The organism is Leptolyngbya sp. FACHB-60 (genome assembly GCF_014695775.1).
Taxonomy (GTDB): domain Bacteria; phylum Cyanobacteriota; class Cyanobacteriia; order Phormidesmidales; family Phormidesmidaceae; genus Nodosilinea.
This window is the reverse complement of record NZ_JACJOX010000057.1, coordinates 37,883-53,257: the sequence shown is the minus strand read 5'-3', so window position 1 is coordinate 53,257 and position 15,375 is coordinate 37,883. Positions and strand designations below refer to the sequence as shown.

Sequence of the window (15,375 nt, the reverse complement as noted above, 5' to 3'; positions counted from 1 at the left end):
AGCAAATTCCTAAAACCTCATCCCCCTGGCTCTTAACCCCCCAGAAATTAAGCATATGAAGTGAAGTTTGGAAGCCACCGTATTCCTAGCCAAAAACCAGGAGCCACAGCGGAATAGTGAGCAGCAGTCCCCCCGTAGACAGGGCAATACTGGCTGCTGCCAGTTCCCGGTCAAGGTCGTACTCTTCAGCCAAAATTAGTCCAGCGAATGCGCTCGGCATACCCGACATCAGCACCAGCACTAGCACGGCATCCCTGGGCAGTCCTGCGCCCAAAGCCACAGCCCCTACCATCGCAGGCAGCACTAGCACCTTGAGCATCGCGGGTATCAGCGCTGGCTGTAGACTACTCCACCCCTGCAGCTGGCTCAGCCGCAGCCCCATAAGCACCAGCGCCACCGGAATCACCAGCCACACCGACTGATGCAAAGCATCTTCAATCTGGGGCGGCCAGGCCCAAGCCTGGGAGATTGAGCCCAACCCAAAGGCCCATAGTGAAGGCACAGTCACCACGTCACGCAATTGCTGCCAACGTGATTGAGCGTGGGTACCGCGCCCAAACCAGCTGGCGAGAAACACTCCCAGCCCATAGGTGCCGACCACGTTTTGGGTCACGCTGTAGAACACAGCCCAGCCCAGGTAAGGGCCACTGACCAAGGTAGGCACAATGGCCAAGCCAACAAAGCCTGTATTGCCCAGCATAGCGGCCAGCACAAAGCTGCCCTGGCGGGGTTTATCAGCCCAAGTCATCGTGGCAGTGTCAGGCCACAGCGGCAGATCCACCGCCTGCGGAGACAGCACCTCTAGCCCTAGGACAACCCCTACTTCGGTAGCGGTGGCCTCAACTGGGGTGGGAGCGGTTAGCGATCGCACCACCGCCAGCCCCGCTAAACCCAGCCCCAGTCCCAGCCCTAGCGACACAACGGTATACAGCGGTGCTAGCCCTGTATCTTCAGCAAAGTGGGTCTGACGCGCTAGGGCAAAAATTTCGAGGGGAATGCCCACCCAGTACAACCCTCGACCCATTAATCGCGGTAACGCCGCTGGCAAAAATCGGCCCGGCCCAGCCCCCAGCCCCACCCAAATAATCAGTGGCAGATAGGCTTGAATCAGAGAATTACGCATTTTGGCAGTTCGCTATGGCACTTACCCCACTCAGTAGTCTACGGAGTTTTGGTCATGCTGATGCTTATTTGGTGCGATCGCATCCCTAGCCGTAGATATGACTTTAGTGCCAATCGCTGACCGCCCATCATGTTTTCAAATAGCATCATTGAGTCACTAGATCTTAGATTCTCGCCTGTTTTAAAGGAAGCTGAAGTGGCCCTACAGCAGACTCTTAGACGGAAACTTGGTTCCAAAGAGATCATTCAAATACACCTGATCACAACACCAAGATGGCCTTAAAGTATAAAAAAATGATCCTCTTCTGAAAATGTACGGATGAGTTTCAATACTATTAATCTTGGCCTCACAAAACTGTATCAATCCTGTAAAAACAGGCTATAAAAACCAATATTGGCTAGTTTTTTTGGTTTGATGGCATCAGGTAGTTAAATCTGCGCGATCGCTGCCTAGCAACAGGCAGCGGCTCCAGCCCAAAGCCACCTCATCGTCATCAATAGGGTTTGCATCACCGCTACCGACTGTAGATCATCCTCCACAGCCCATACCGCTTCGATGCCCCTGCCAGCCCTCAGCAGGACAAACCACCCTAGCCCCCAGTCTCCTTTGATGACTCCTTTCATGCTTAGTTAGGGAGTACACATTTGACTATGGCTACGTCTGCACCCCGTCCGCCGGTTGAGCCTCAGGTTGGCGTCTATGAGTGCGCCATCACTCTCAAGTTTCGCATTTTAGAAGAAAGCCACGTCATGGCCGATCGTGAGCACCTACTGGAACAGCTGATCGATGCCTTTTCCTACGGCAGCGACGAGTTTGTAGAGCAGCTCGACGCCCAGGTAGAAGTTGCCGAGGTTGCCGAACTCCAGGCATCGCCACTGATGCGGCGGCAACTCATTCGACTGCGCAACTCACCCTCAGCTTGAGGAATAAACCCTCCAGTTTGCTGAACTTCAAGGGGCAAACAAAACGAGCTAGTTCCCTCAGGGCTCTCAGCCCCGTATATTGATTAATAGGCCAGGGCAGAACCCGGTGAGTTCCCTCTGGCTCAGTCATTGCTGTAGCTGAGGCCTATGAATAGTTACCCCTACCAACGAATGCATAGCCGCTGGATTCAGGCCTCCTGGAGCGCTCTCTTGGGCCTGGTTTTACCCCTGTTTTTAGTGTTGGGATTGTCCACTGAGCCTGCTGAGGCCGTAGCCGTATTCCAAGTTCCCTCTGTAGCGGCGGGCGAGTCTACCTGGGTGGTTGACGAAGCCAACATCATCAGCCGCATTAATGAAAACAAAATTTCAAGTCGTTTCAGCGACCTAGCGGCTGCTACTGGCAACGAGGTACGCCTTGTAACTATCCACCACTTTGACTACGGCGATACCATTCAAAGCTTCACCGATAAGCTGTTTGAGCGCTGGTACTCCACCCCAGAAGAGCAAGCCAACCAAACCTTGCTGGTCCTTGACGAAGTTACCAAAACCGTGGGCATTCGCGTTGGCGATCAGGCGGCGACCCTGCTCACCGACGACATCGCTACTAGCGTCGCCCAGGAGACTGTGCTGTTTCCCCTACTAGAGGGTGACAAATACAACCAGTCGTTTTTGGCTGCCAGCGATCGCCTTGGGGCAGTACTAGGCGGCCAAGCAGATCCCGGACCGCCCAACTTTGACGACTCCTTTGACAGCGAAAGTACCTTCGCCTCCGCCGAAGAAACTGCCGAGAACCGCGGTAATAGCACGGTGGTTTTGGTCGTTTTGCTAGTACTAGCCACCGTCATCCCAATGGCCACCTATTTTTGGTACGTTGGCTTCGGCAACTAAACTAAGCAACACCTGCTGCAAAGACCTGAGTTTGAGATAGGTAAGCGGCTTGAGTTCCCGCTCAGTGCAGACCGCACAATTTAAATGTTTGATCTGAAAACGAATTCGCTAGCCAATGGATGTTGATTGAAGTCCAAATGTAGCTCTACAGAAAAATTTGAATTAATTGATTTTGAGCCTAGACCAGCCTTCTAGGCTCAAAACTTCAAGCGTTCTATCGCTTAGTGGTAGTTGGGTTTTCTCGATCGAGCACCAAAGGACAGGGACTACCATCGTTGGCTTCGGGAGGCACCAGTCCTAACAGGTGGGGAACCGGGCGCGGAATATAGCCCACGAGGGAATCTCCCTGATAGGCGAGCGAAGTGCTGGCCCCAGAGTCGAGCATGACAGCATCACGCAAACCTTCCTGCTGTAGCAGTTCGCCAAGCTGTACCGAATCAACCATGGTGTGAGTCACGCCAACCACCGGTTGCCCGGCAGTATTAATACCCCAAAAAGCCCGATGGCGGCGGGCATCGTAGTCAAACAGGGTGCCAAAACTGCTAGCGGGCTGGGGTAGACCATCCTTAACTAGCCAACCAGCCGCCACAAAGGCATCTGTTACTCCAGGCAGCTGCTGAGCTAAACCTGCCAGCGTATTGTGACGGTCAGCATCAAAGGGCACAAACTGAACTTCATTAGGAGCAATTAGCACTAGGGGGCGGCCGTTGAGCTTCGGCGTTTCACCCGCATAGCCTGGCACAAACTGCCGCGTGCTTTGGCTCAAAACCGGGCCAATCATGACGTTGGAGTCTAGGTATTTGAGTGAGAAAAAGCCCCCGTCAACGGCTCCGGCAATGTTGCTACCCGCTAGCATCTCGGGCAACTGGTAACGACTGTTGGCGTGGATGGTAACCGGTTGCCCACCGCTGATCAACGAAAACGACTGTTCCGCCCGGTCGATCTTTTGCACAGCGACGGGGGTAGCAAAATTAAACGCAGAATCAGCGACGACGGGCATCATCCCAGCCGCAGTAGGGCCACCCCAGGCCACCTCAAGCAGCGCCTGAAGATTGGATTGACCAAACCGCTCGATGGCTAGCAGCGACTCTGAGGCCCCGGCGAATTGTTCGTCACTCTCACGCATCGTAAACCCGGCCAGATAACCGGCATCGGCTACGGCCTGGGCAACCCGCTCATCGTAGTGCCCGGTGGGATAGCTAAAGTACTGAATAGGGATACCCAGTTGGGCCTCTAGCTGCCGCTTCGACTCAACCACTTCGTAAACTAGCTCCTCATCGCTGAGGGTTCGCAGGTCAGGGGGGTGGGTCACGCTATGGGATGCAATGGTTACCAATGGGTCAGCAGCCATAGTCTTGAGCTGATCCCAGGTGAGGGTTGAGCGCCCAGCGACAGTACCATCTACCTTACCGGGGAAAACAAAGAAGGTGGCCGGTACCTGATACTTTTGCAGCAGGGGGTAAACATGCTCATAGTGGCCCACATAGCCATCATCAAAGGTAATTAGCACCGGTTTTTCGGGCAGTGCTACACCGGTACGCAGGTGCTGCACCAGCTGGTCGGGGCTGATTGGCGTTAGGCCATTATCCAGTATGGTTTTTAGGTGAGCCTCAAAATCGGCGGGGGTAAGATCAAAAAACACCTCTGGTGGCTCGAGAACATCGTGGTACATCAACACTGGAACACGAGCTTCGGCTGCTAGGGGATGAATACTGGGCCAAGGTGCGGCCCCAAGCTGTGCGATCGCCTCAACGGCTTGAGTTACGGTAGTGCTAGCTAGACTAGAACCGAGAAAAAGTTTTTCGCCCGCTGTAGCGCTGCTGACCTCAGCCTGATCCAGATCCACGGGGCGACGGCAAAGCCTTTCACTGCTGACCACGGTAGGAAACGCATCTACCCCAGGGGCATCGGCTAGAGCCAGAAAACCTGCATTGAGGGGTTGAGGCTGGTCGACGGCCGCGGGGGCGGCAAGCCCCACGCCACCAATGCTGATTAAGCCGGTGCTAAGAGCACCGGCCAGAGGTACAGCGGCCCCAAGCAAAAATGCTCCCGACCCTAATGTAATAAGTGTTCGCACCTTAGACGGCTTAGTGCCGTCTGTCTTCTTTTCGCCCTTGACCATTACCGCCACTCCCCACCAAGTTAGGCCCCGCCTAAGACCCATTACATATTACTGGGCAATGTCGACTTTGTTTGCCCAGAGTATGCCGCATTTCGGTTAAGGAGCTGTTAATTTAGGCCGGTTAGAGATCGGTGGCTAGAGGGCGCGATCGCGGCAGCCTCGGCTTACTATAGAACAAACCCGCCATTGCATGTCCTCATGACCGTTACGATTGCCTACCTTGGGCCTGAGGGCACCTATACCCAGCTCGCGGCCCTAGCCTATAGCCTCAACCTAGAGCAGCAAAGCGGCAGCCTGCCGGTTGACCTAGTGGCCTTTCCAAGCATTCCCAAAGCCATGCAGGCCACCGCTGACGGCATGACGACCCTGACCATTGTGCCGGTCGAAAATTCTACCGAAGGGGGAGTTACCACGACCCTAGATACTCTTTGGCAGCTCCAGCAACTCAAAATTCACCACGCTGTAGTCATGCCCATTCGCCACGGGTTGCTATCCCAAGCGACTGACCTTAGAGCCATAGAAGCGGTTTTTTCCCACCCCCAAGCGCTGTCCCAATGTCAGCGGTGGCTCGAGCACAACCTACCTCAGGCAAATCTGGTCGCCACCCGTTCAACCACAGAAGCCCTAGATCATTTGAGCGACAACAGCACAGTGGCCGCCATTTCCTCAGAATGGGCCGCCCAGCTCTACAACCTACCAATCTTGGTTCACAACATTAACGACCATTCCGACAACTGCACAAAGTTTTGGGTGCTTAAGGGCGACAATCAGGCAGTGAACTCGGTCAAAGGTCAGTACACCTCTGTGGCCTTTAGCCTACCGGTGAACAGTCCTGGGGCTCTGCTCAAACCGCTAGACGTATTTGCCCGCTCCGGCATCAACCTCAGCCGCATCGAATCACGACCCACCAAGCGATCGCTGGGAGAATATCTGTTCTTTGTCGATTTAGAGACCGATGCCCACAGCCAGACCGGACAGCAGGCCCTTAACGATCTCCTAACCTGCACCGAATCCCTGGTTAATTTTGGCACCTATAACCTGGTCACCGCAGATCCTAGCCTAGCCGCCGCTAAGGCTAAAACTCAGTCTACTCAAGCACTTCCTTAAGGGCTGTTCGAGCTGCCAGGTGATTGCGGGTAGAGGTTAGAATCTCCGCCTCACGCTCTAGCCGTACGCTGGTGTCATCCATTTCAAGTAGTGCTTGCTGCTCAAGGGCTACCCCGTGCAGGTTGCTAGCCACCCAATATGACAGCTCAATAGGAATATCAGGAATATTATCAGGCAGATCAATATCCTGGTTGGTCAGCTTAGCCGATAGATGCACCACATCCCGCAGCAGCTGATCCACGTCGGAGGCCAGCGGACTGAGATCTTGGCTGGTGGGTTTATCTTCGACCCATTCTACCAAACCAACTCGGTAGGGCTTTTCGCGCACATAACTCAACACCCGAAACCGCTGCTGGCCCAGGGTGAGAATTTTAAGGCGATCGTCAGGCAACCGCTGGTAGTGGAGAATTTCTGCGCAACAACCTACATTAGCCGGCTGCCCTGTAGCGGGGTCTAACATCAATACGCCAAAGCGGCGATCGCTCTGGAGAATGGTGTTCATCATGATCCGGTAGCGGGGCTCAAACACATGAAGCGGCAGATGTCTCCCCGGAAATAAAACCAGCTCAGGCAACGGGAAAAGCGGTAGTTCTCGCACAGATATGGACTCGGAGAATGACATTATCGCCTCTTGCGAATTCAAGCACACCGCGTTCTTGCACGGCAGCTGTAACACTTGTTTACATAGGGGTATTCTAACCCAACTCCCCAGCGAAATGCTGCGGCTTAGGGCATAGTCTCTTTTTGGCTCAAATTAACCAACACGAATTAATTAACGCAAAAACCCGCCAAATATAAAACATTTAGCGGGTTCAGCATGTAAGGATTTAGAGCTTGACTTCGATATCAACCCCAGCAGGCAGATCCAGTTTCATCAAAGCATCAATGGTTTTAGAAGAAGGCTGGTAAATATCGATGATTCTGCGATGGGTACGGCTTTCGAAATGCTCCCGAGAGTCCTTATCCACGTGGGGAGAACGCAGGACGCAATAAATACGCCGCTTAGTTGGTAAAGGAATAGGGCCAATAGCTGTAGCGTTGGTGCGATTGGCAGTATCCACAATTTTCTCGCAAGAAGTGTCGAGCAGTCTGCGGTCAAAGGCTTTAAGGCGAATGCGAATTTTTTGTTGCTGAATAGTAGCCATAGATCTTAGGAGAATGAATTGTCAAGGTACAGAGACAAAAGACAGGAGCAAAACCTTGGAGGCCTGCTCCTGTCTTTAAGAAGATAGTTCGACAACTACTTCAGGATTTTAGAAACCACACCGGCTCCAACAGTGCGTCCGCCTTCGCGAATTGCAAAGCGCATGCCCTGCTCAATGGCAATGGGGTTGATGAGTTCGACGGTCATTTTGATGCGATCGCCGGGCATAACCATTTCAGCATCGCTACCATCGTCAGAGGTAAAGGCGATAATGCTACCGGTTACGTCGGTGGTACGCACATAGAACTGAGGCTTGTAGCCAGGAAAGAAGGGGGTATGACGACCGCCCTCTTCCTTCTTGAGGATGTAAACCTCAGACTCAAACTGGGTGTGAGGGGTGATGCTGCCGGGCTTGGCCAACACCATGCCGCGCTCGATGTCCTCTTTCTGAAGACCCCTTAGCAACAACCCAGCATTGTCACCGGCCATGCCTTCTTCAAGGCTCTTCTTGAACATCTCAACCCCAGTAACAGTGGTGCTACGGGTGTCGCGAATACCGACCAACTCAACGGTTTCGCCAACCTTGACCTTGCCGCGCTCAATTCGCCCGGTGGCTACAGTACCCCGGCCTGTAATCGAGAACACGTCCTCAACAGCCATCAGGAAAGGCTTGTCGATATCGCGCTCAGGGGTGGGAATGTAATCATCAACGCTGTCCATCAGCGCTAGGATTTTGTCGACCCACTCGTTTTCACCACGGGAAATTTTGGGGGTAGCGGTCAGCGCTTCCACAGCCAGTAGAGCAGAGCCAGAAGTGATGGGAATATCATCACCGGGGAAGTCGTAGGAGCTAAGTAGCTCACGCACTTCTAGCTCGACTAGCTCTAGCAGCTCTTCGTCATCAACCTGATCTTGCTTGTTCAAAAAGACAACGATGCTGGGTACGCCAACCTGCTTTGCCAGCAGAATGTGCTCCCGAGTTTGAGGCATGGGGCCGTCAGCAGCGGAACACACCAAGATGGCACCATCCATCTGGGCCGCACCGGTGATCATGTTCTTGACATAATCAGCGTGTCCGGGGCAGTCAACGTGGGCGTAGTGGCGAGTCTCAGTCTCGTACTCCACGTGGGCCGTGTTGATGGTGATACCACGAGCCTTCTCTTCAGGAGCAGCATCGATCTCGTCGTACTTACGAGCCTTTGCGCCCCCAGCCGCCGCCAAGGTCATGGTGATGGCGGCCGTCAGAGTGGTTTTGCCATGGTCAACGTGACCGATAGTGCCGATGTTGACGTGGGGTTTATTGCGTTGAAACTTTTCGCGTGCCATTTACGTTACGTGTCCTTTCCTTTCTAAGCGTTCCCAGTGTTTTTAGAGATAATGGCCTCAGCCACGTTCCGAGGAACCTCGCCATAGTGGCTAAACTCCATCGAAAAAATGCCCCGACCCTGCGTTTTAGAGCGGATGTCGGTAGCATAACCAAACATCTCAGCTAAGGGAACATGGGCTGTAACCTTTGCAACGTCAACCTCTGTTCCCATACCCTCGATCTGGCCACGGCGGGAGTTTAAATCTCCCATGACGTCACCCAGAAAATCTTCTGGAACTTCAACCTCGACCTTCATGATCGGCTCTAGAAGGACGGGAGACGCCTGCATGACGGCTTCCTTCATCGCCATTGACCCGGCAATTTTAAAGGCCATCTCTGATGAGTCTACATCGTGGTAAGACCCATCGACCAGAGTAACCTTTAAATCAATCACGGGGTACCCAGCTAGGATACCAGATTCGCAGGCCTCTTTCATGCCCTGTTCAGCTGGGGAGACATATTCTTTAGGAATAGTTCCCCCAACAATTTTAGACACAAACTCGAAACCACTACTTTCCTCAGAGGGCTCTACCTCAACCACCACATGACCATACTGGCCTTTACCGCCGCTCTGGCGAATAAACTTGCCCTCGGCTCTCGTAGCCTTGCGAATGGTTTCTCGATAAGCTACTTGGGGAGCGCCAATGTTGGCTTCCACCTTAAACTCCCGTAACATGCGGTCAACCAGAATATCGAGGTGCAGCTCACCCATACCGGCAATCACCGTCTGGTTAGTCTCTGGATTAGTGCTGACTCGGAAGGTGGGATCTTCCTCCGATAGGGATTGCAGAGCTTTAGACAGCTTGTCCATGTCCTGCTTGGTTTTGGGCTCTACCGCCACAGAGATGACCGGCTCGGGCACGAAGAGCGATTCCAGCACGATTGGATCCGCAGGATCGCAGATGGTGTCACCAGTAAAGGTTTCTTTGAGGCCAATGGCAGCCCCCAGATCCCCAGCTCGTAATTCGTCAACCTCAATGCGATCGTCGGCTTTCAACACAATGAGGCGAGAGATTCGCTCTTTTTTATCCTTAGTAGCGTTGTAAATATAGCTGCCCTTCTTGAGCACCCCAGAGTAGACTCGCACGAAGGTGAGCCGTCCGTAGGGATCGGCCATGATTTTAAACGCCAAAGCGGCCAGAGGCACATCGTCATTGGCAGGCCGCTCACCCAGCTCACCATTGGGCAAATGCCCCTGAATCGGCGGCACCTCCAGGGGAGAAGGCAGATAGTCCACAACCGCGTCCAACAGCAGCTGCACCCCTTTATTTTTGAAGGCAGAGCCACACAGAACCGGTACGATAGTGCCCTGGATTGTGCCTTTACGCAGGGCATTGACGATTTCGGCTGAAGACAGCGGTTGCCCTTCAAAATATTTTTCCATTAGGGCATCGTCGGTCTCAGCCACCGCTTCAACTAGCTTGGCTCGATACTCCTCTGCCACATCCTGGACATCGGCTGGTATCTCTGTATCGTCAAAGTTTTGGCCTAGATCGTCGTGATAGATGCGGGCACGCATGGCAACCAGGTCGACAACGCCCTGGAAGTCACCCTCAGCCCCAACGGGGATCTGAATCGGCACAGCATTTGCCCCGAGGCGATCGCGCAACTGACCGCACACTTTTAAGAAATCGGCCCCAGTGCGATCCATCTTGTTGACAAAGGCAATGCGAGGAACGCTATAGCGATTGGCTTGACGCCACACTGTTTCCGATTGAGGCTGCACCCCTCCCACCGAGTCAAATACAGCGATCACTCCGTCCAAGACGCGCATAGAGCGCTCGACCTCGATGGTGAAGTCGACGTGACCGGGGGTATCGATGATATTAATCTGGTGGTCGCGCCAGCTGGTAGTGATGGCCGCAGCTGTGATGGTGATCCCCCGTTCCCGCTCCTGCTCCATCCAGTCGGTGACGGCGGTACCCTCGTGAACCTCACCAATTTTGTGCACCATGCCCGAGTAGAACAGGATGCGCTCTGTGGTGGTGGTTTTGCCAGCGTCGATGTGCGCCGCAATCCCAATGTTTCTAACCCGCTCTAGGGGCGTTGTCCGTGCCACAGCTCCCTCCTTCTTGCTCTATAGCCGATCGCTTCGGCAAACCTGAACAAACAAATTTATTCTAGGAAATAGAAACAGCGATCGCCAATCGAGCAGAAGCTCTGAGCTACAATCACCGTTTTAGATTAGTACCGATAGTGGGCAAAGGCCTTGTTCGCTTCTGCCATCCGGTGAGTTTCTTCACGCTTGCGAACTGCACCACCCGTCTCGTTGGCTGCATCCATCAGCTCATTAGCTAGCCTAATGGCCATTGATTTACCAGGGCGCTGACGCGCGAACTGGGTCAACCAGCGCAGTGCTAGTGCGACACTGCGTTCAGATCGTACTTCCATGGGTACCTGATAGGTTGCACCACCCACGCGACGGGCCTTGACTTCTACCAAAGGAGAAGCATTACGCACCGCCCGTTCAAAGACATCCAAGGGATCGCCACCGCTGCGCTCTTTGATGATCGTAAAAGAGTTGTAAATGATTTTGTCAGCCAGAGACTTTTTGCCGCTGGTCATCAAGCGACGGCTCATCATAGTGATGAGGCGGCTGTTGTAGACAGAATCGGGTGGAATCGGGCGCTTTTGAATAACGGTACGGCGAGACATGATTCAAGTTCCAGTGGTTGAAGGCTAGCTGCGTGGACAAAATAAACTTAATGCTTAGCGAAGGCAGATTATGAGACCTAGGCCAGAGCAGCTTGTCACTTAAAAGCAGCAACGAATAAAAGGCTTAACCTGTAAACCTGATGCATTCGACTGTGACAAGTCCTCGCCTGACCCAGCGCTCTTGGCCAATTCTACGATTTAGGACGCTTGGCCCCGTATTTAGAACGCCCTTGGCGACGATCTTTTACGCCAGCGGTGTCCAGGGTGCCACGAATGATGTGGTAACGCACACCGGGAAGATCTTTGACCCGACCGCCACGAATCATGACTACGGAGTGTTCTTGAAGGTTGTGGCCAATGCCAGGAATGTAAGCGGTGACCTCAAACCCAGAGGTTAAGCGAACCCTAGCCACCTTCCGCAGAGCCGAGTTGGGCTTCTTAGGAGTGGTGGTATAGACACGGGTACAAACCCCCCGACGCTGCGGACAGCTCTTTAGAGCAGGGGATTTGGTCTTTTTGTCGGCTTTTTGGCGCTCACTCCGAATGAGTTGCTGAATCGTGGGCATAGGATGCTTTTGCTGCTACGGCTGATAAAACTCAAGTTTTCACAAGATCTAATGCTAGCACTCTGACGAGGCTTTGGTCAAACGCCACACTCTACAACTGGGAGCGTTGCTCGCTTGAGAGATTCAGATCTTTAGGGCGTCGGTAAATGAGCGGCGGTGCAGTCTTGGGTGACCGGGGTATCAGCGCTTAAAGCAAAGGCATTGCCGCAGCCGCAGGTGCGCTGGGCCAAAGGGTTAACAAAGCGAAACCCGCCGCCCATAAGGTCTTCGGCGTAGTCAATAGTGAGGTCTTGGACTAAATCTACCTGGTCGATGGGAACTGCAAGGCTGATATCACCGCAGGTCAGGGTTGCCAGCGATCGCTGGGGAGCGATGTCGGCAGTCAGGCGGTAGGTCCAGTCGGCACAGCCGCCCGGCTCAAGGGCGAGGTAGATCTGAGACAACTGAGACGAAGATTCGGCTCCGTGGGCAGTATGCCGACGCAGCAGTCGTTTGAGTTCTTGGGCAGCGGCGGGACGAATTTGAACCATGGGAACTTGGCAGTAATGGTTAAAAGACGGCGGTAGTGCTGAGCTTAGCACCACCGCCGTCTTTTGCTGGGCTGATTTAGCAAGACAATGGCCTAGAGATTTTCGGCCCGAGAATAGTCGTCCTGGAAACGAACAATGTCGTCTTCGCCGAGGTATTCGCCATTTTGAACTTCAATCAGCACCAGGGGAATAACGCCCACATTCTCTAGACGGTGCTGGGTGCAGGGTGGTACGTAGGTTGACTGGTTAGTAGACAGAAGAATTTCGTTTTCGCCGCAGACTACTTTGGCGGTGCCAGACACCACAATCCAGTGCTCACTGCGATGGTGGTGCATCTGTAGGCTAAGGCGATGCCCAGGCTTGACTTCGATGCGCTTAATTTTGTAGCCTCGGCCCTCTTCGAGCACGGTATAAGAACCCCAGGGACGCAGCCCGGTTTCGGTAATTTCTTGGCCATTGCTAGTGGCTAGGGCCAACGCGGTGGGCTGAATCGACTCTTGTAATTTTGGCATACCCAATAATTCTCCTAGAACCTGAATGTATAGGACTGCGGCAGGATAGGCGACTCAATGGAACCGCATTTTCCTATGGTGCCCATTGCGATTAGACTTTTTCTTTGGCCCAAGAGTTTCAGATGCACAAGGCTCGGGCAAGGTTTTCAGGCAACAGTCTAACAAGCGCACACCGACAGAGCGGAGTATCTGGGCAGGGCAAGACACAAAAACACAGATTCTTTATACCTATTTTGAGGGTTTAAAGAATTTGGGGCAAGGATGGAGTGCTGCGGCCCCGAAAGCTAGGGGAGAAACAGGCCGATGCCGTTGTTTACCCTAGCTGCCGTGCGGGGGGAGCGATTGACGAGCCGACCACCTAGATAGAGGCTGGCGGAGCTACCGCCGTCTAAATTGAGGGCGTTGGTGCTACCTAGCTGGAGCATGATTTGAGCCAGCTGATCGAGGGTGGGGCCTGGGCCTCGGGGGCTGTTGTGGACGGCAACCAGCAGAATTTCGCCAGTGGCGGTGAGGCCGATGGCGCTGCGGGGGGCAGCCTGGGTGCCAAAAGCGGCGCTGAACTGCTCTAGCTGGGCATTGAGGACGAGGGCACGATCGTGAATCAGCAACGGCCCACCGCCAATTAAGTTGGGAAAGGGAGCCATCGTCGCGGGTAGGAGATCAGACGCGATGGTCACCCGCTGCCCCGGTGGCAGAGCTTGGGCAGCGGTAGCGTAGGATCGCAGGGCCAGCAGATAGCCGTTGGGAGGGATTGGAAGTCCCCCAGGGGCAATAGTGGCCGCAGGCTGCTGGGCTGTAACCACGTCATTCACTACCGTAACCACGGTTTCGCTTTCGATCACAGGACGGTAGGTTGTCCCCCAAGCGGGGGTGTAGAGGCCGATGCCTGCTTGCACATAGCCGCTGTTGATCGTCAGCACTGGATAAGTCTGACCGCTAGAAGTTGTAAGAGTCTGCTGAAGGGCCAGACGCTCCATACGCACCTGGCCCTGATCGTTCCACCCCACGACCCCACGACTGAGAATGGGGCCTGAGATCCAGGTGTTGTTGGCCCGTACGGCCCCAAGGGGATATTGGTTGTTGCGGTTGAAGAACCCGGCGTTGATGGCAGCGGCCGCCTGCCACCGCTGGGCAATGGTCGTCAACGGAGCGGTGCCCGTCGCCGTGGTGGGGTCAGTCCAAATGGGACGCAGGCTGGTCTGAGTAGGGTCGATTTGTAAGTAATAGACGGGAAACGGCTGACCGGCTACAGAAATGTACCGCTGCTGCCAGCGCAATCCAGGAGCCCAAGCAATGCTGTGGGGCTGAAGGTTGTCGGCACGAATGTCGATCACGATCTGGTGAGGATTGGCCTGGGTAACCAGACGGGGCGGATAACTGGTGCTGGTCTGGAGGCGGATACCGCCATTCGTAGGGGAAACGGTGAGCGCTCCTAAATAAGATCCGGCGGGAGCTGCGATCGCATCGCCAACTACTCGACTATCGGCAGTGGCCCCCAGAGTGAGGGTCAGGGCGTCGGCACTGTCGGCCAGGGCAACGGGCACTGGGCCTGACAGGTCTACGATCAAGCGCTCACCGCCAGGTTGAGCAATGCGGCGCAGCGCTACTACCTGAGCTGGAGCAGTGGTAATTTGCAAAGTGCCTCCCTGGGGCTGTACCTGCCAGCCATAGCGGGCCGCCAGGGGCATGATGTCAAGAAACCGATAGCCACCCTGAACCCAGGCGGAGAGTTCTACGGCGCTGCTAGGCGCAGTAAACCACTGCACAGGCTGTCGACTGGGATCACTATTGTTGAGTAGGGTGGCCCCCAGATACGCAGTCAAGCCGTAGTCGGCCAAGCCAATTTGACCATTGACTATCACCCAAGGAACGGCGGCAGGGCTGCCGTTGATGGTCAGGGTTTGGCCTTGGGTGGCAGGGGTTGCGGCCGCATCGGCTATGACTGTCTCAGCAGGTGGCGAGGCCGGGGGGACAGCTAGAATGGGACTGGGGGCGATCGCCGCCACAGCACTCAGCCCCAGCCAGCCAATCCAGCCTCCCACTACCCAGCGGCGCCCCAGGCAAAAGCGAAAACGTAATGTCAAGGCTGGCCATTTAACCATAGAAACCATCGCGGTATAAGGTCCAATGCTGACGGGGTAAAACGGCAAATCACGAGGCAATCAAACGCTATTTAGGAGGGTTTTGAAGCAATCGCTACCGTTACTGCCGCTTAATTCTAAGAAGCTGTGGCTACATGCTAGGTCTAAGGTTTGTAAACTACTGATAAAGTCTGTAAATTACAAATCAAGCACTAAGTGCGCCAATGCTTTATGACTAGGGCCATTCCCCCTAGTTCCCTCCGCGACCGAGATGCTGGCATTGCCCCTAAGCCTGCCCGAGGTTGCTCGAATACATGGGATCAGATATCTAGTTCTGACCCGATCTCTAGACTACGAC

15 protein-coding genes are annotated in these 15,375 nt (G+C 54.3%); 3 read left to right on the top strand and 12 right to left on the bottom strand.

The annotated features are described in order from the left end of the window. Positions 1–85: 85 nt before the first annotated feature. On the bottom strand, positions 86–1,123 hold the full coding sequence (locus tag H6F57_RS21045) for an AEC family transporter (protein WP_190628277.1): 1,038 nt from the start codon (positions 1,121–1,123) through the stop codon (positions 86–88). A 449-nt stretch (positions 1,124–1,572) separates the two neighbouring features. Next, positions 1,573–1,746 carry a hypothetical protein gene (locus H6F57_RS21040; RefSeq protein WP_190628275.1) on the bottom strand — a complete coding sequence of 58 codons (174 nt, stop codon included), beginning with the start codon at positions 1,744–1,746 and terminating at the stop codon, positions 1,573–1,575. Between the two features lie 27 nt (positions 1,747–1,773). On the opposite strand from H6F57_RS21040, the gene H6F57_RS21035 reads away from it, so the two are divergent. Both H6F57_RS21035 and H6F57_RS21030 read left to right on the top strand, forming a co-directional pair. Then, positions 1,774–2,046, top strand: a complete 273-nt coding sequence (locus H6F57_RS21035; protein ID WP_190628273.1) for an Npun_R1517 family heterocyst differentiation transcriptional regulator — start codon at positions 1,774–1,776, stop codon at positions 2,044–2,046. A 147-nt stretch (positions 2,047–2,193) separates the two neighbouring features. Further along, positions 2,194–2,934, top strand: coding sequence for a TPM domain-containing protein (locus tag H6F57_RS21030; protein WP_242024920.1), 741 nt, complete (start codon positions 2,194–2,196; stop codon positions 2,932–2,934). Between the two features lie 214 nt (positions 2,935–3,148). Here H6F57_RS21030 and H6F57_RS21025 read toward each other — a convergent pair whose 3' ends face one another. After that, positions 3,149–5,056, bottom strand: a complete 1,908-nt coding sequence (locus H6F57_RS21025; protein WP_190628271.1) for a polysaccharide deacetylase family protein — start codon at positions 5,054–5,056, stop codon at positions 3,149–3,151. A gap of 198 nt (positions 5,057–5,254) precedes the next feature. On the opposite strand from H6F57_RS21025, the gene pheA reads away from it, so the two are divergent. Beyond that, positions 5,255–6,163, top strand: coding sequence for a prephenate dehydratase (pheA, locus tag H6F57_RS21020; protein WP_190628269.1), 909 nt, complete (start codon positions 5,255–5,257; stop codon positions 6,161–6,163). Here the strand turns inward: pheA and H6F57_RS21015 are convergent. From H6F57_RS21015 to H6F57_RS20975, 9 genes are all read right to left on the bottom strand, one after another. Then, positions 6,144–6,785, bottom strand: a complete 642-nt coding sequence (locus H6F57_RS21015) for an LON peptidase substrate-binding domain-containing protein (protein WP_190628266.1) — start codon at positions 6,783–6,785, stop codon at positions 6,144–6,146. The genes pheA and H6F57_RS21015 overlap by 20 nt on opposite strands. A gap of 205 nt (positions 6,786–6,990) precedes the next feature. Then, on the bottom strand, positions 6,991–7,308 hold the full coding sequence (gene rpsJ, locus H6F57_RS21010) for a 30S ribosomal protein S10 (protein WP_017300626.1): 318 nt from the start codon (positions 7,306–7,308) through the stop codon (positions 6,991–6,993). Positions 7,309–7,403: 95 nt separating this feature from the next. After that, positions 7,404–8,633, bottom strand: coding sequence for an elongation factor Tu (gene tuf / locus H6F57_RS21005; RefSeq protein WP_190628264.1), 1,230 nt, complete (start codon positions 8,631–8,633; stop codon positions 7,404–7,406). 23 nt (positions 8,634–8,656) lie between these two features. Beyond that, positions 8,657–10,732 (bottom strand): elongation factor G, encoded by a 2,076-nt coding sequence (gene fusA, locus H6F57_RS21000; protein WP_190628261.1) that lies wholly within the window; start codon positions 10,730–10,732, stop codon positions 8,657–8,659. Positions 10,733–10,857: 125 nt separating this feature from the next. Then, on the bottom strand, positions 10,858–11,328 hold the full coding sequence (gene rpsG, locus H6F57_RS20995; protein WP_190519252.1) for a 30S ribosomal protein S7: 471 nt from the start codon (positions 11,326–11,328) through the stop codon (positions 10,858–10,860). A 191-nt stretch (positions 11,329–11,519) separates the two neighbouring features. Beyond that, positions 11,520–11,894, bottom strand: a complete 375-nt coding sequence (rpsL, locus tag H6F57_RS20990; protein WP_073606926.1) for a 30S ribosomal protein S12 — start codon at positions 11,892–11,894, stop codon at positions 11,520–11,522. A 131-nt stretch (positions 11,895–12,025) separates the two neighbouring features. After that, entirely contained in the window at positions 12,026–12,424 is a 399-nt protein-coding gene (locus H6F57_RS20985) for an iron-sulfur cluster assembly accessory protein (protein ID WP_190628259.1), read from the bottom strand. Positions 12,425–12,516: 92 nt separating this feature from the next. Then, positions 12,517–12,936, bottom strand: a complete 420-nt coding sequence (locus H6F57_RS20980) for a cupin domain-containing protein (RefSeq protein ID WP_190628256.1) — start codon at positions 12,934–12,936, stop codon at positions 12,517–12,519. Positions 12,937–13,220: 284 nt separating this feature from the next. Beyond that, positions 13,221–15,047 carry a phosphodiester glycosidase family protein gene (locus H6F57_RS20975; RefSeq protein ID WP_190628254.1) on the bottom strand — a complete coding sequence of 609 codons (1,827 nt, stop codon included), beginning with the start codon at positions 15,045–15,047 and terminating at the stop codon, positions 13,221–13,223. Positions 15,048–15,375: the final 328 nt, after the last annotated feature.

Coding starts and splice junctions, on each gene's coding strand:
- tuf (WP_190628264.1), bottom strand. CDS start 8,633: ATGGCACGCGAAAAGTTTCAACGCAATAAACCCCACGTCAACATCGGC.
- rpsG (WP_190519252.1), bottom strand. CDS start 11,328: ATGTCTCGCCGTACCGTTATTCAAAAGCGCCCGATTCCACCCGATTCT.
- H6F57_RS21015 (WP_190628266.1), bottom strand. CDS start 6,785: ATGTCATTCTCCGAGTCCATATCTGTGCGAGAACTACCGCTTTTCCCG.
- H6F57_RS21045 (WP_190628277.1), bottom strand. CDS start 1,123: ATGCGTAATTCTCTGATTCAAGCCTATCTGCCACTGATTATTTGGGTG.
- H6F57_RS21040 (WP_190628275.1), bottom strand. CDS start 1,746: ATGAAAGGAGTCATCAAAGGAGACTGGGGGCTAGGGTGGTTTGTCCTG.
- H6F57_RS21030 (WP_242024920.1), top strand. CDS start 2,194: ATGAATAGTTACCCCTACCAACGAATGCATAGCCGCTGGATTCAGGCC.
- pheA (WP_190628269.1), top strand. CDS start 5,255: ATGACCGTTACGATTGCCTACCTTGGGCCTGAGGGCACCTATACCCAG.
- H6F57_RS21035 (WP_190628273.1), top strand. CDS start 1,774: ATGGCTACGTCTGCACCCCGTCCGCCGGTTGAGCCTCAGGTTGGCGTC.
- rpsL (WP_073606926.1), bottom strand. CDS start 11,894: ATGCCCACGATTCAGCAACTCATTCGGAGTGAGCGCCAAAAAGCCGAC.
- H6F57_RS20985 (WP_190628259.1), bottom strand. CDS start 12,424: ATGGTTCAAATTCGTCCCGCCGCTGCCCAAGAACTCAAACGACTGCTG.
- H6F57_RS21025 (WP_190628271.1), bottom strand. CDS start 5,056: ATGGTCAAGGGCGAAAAGAAGACAGACGGCACTAAGCCGTCTAAGGTG.
- rpsJ (WP_017300626.1), bottom strand. CDS start 7,308: ATGGCTACTATTCAGCAACAAAAAATTCGCATTCGCCTTAAAGCCTTT.
- H6F57_RS20975 (WP_190628254.1), bottom strand. CDS start 15,047: ATGGTTTCTATGGTTAAATGGCCAGCCTTGACATTACGTTTTCGCTTT.
- H6F57_RS20980 (WP_190628256.1), bottom strand. CDS start 12,936: ATGCCAAAATTACAAGAGTCGATTCAGCCCACCGCGTTGGCCCTAGCC.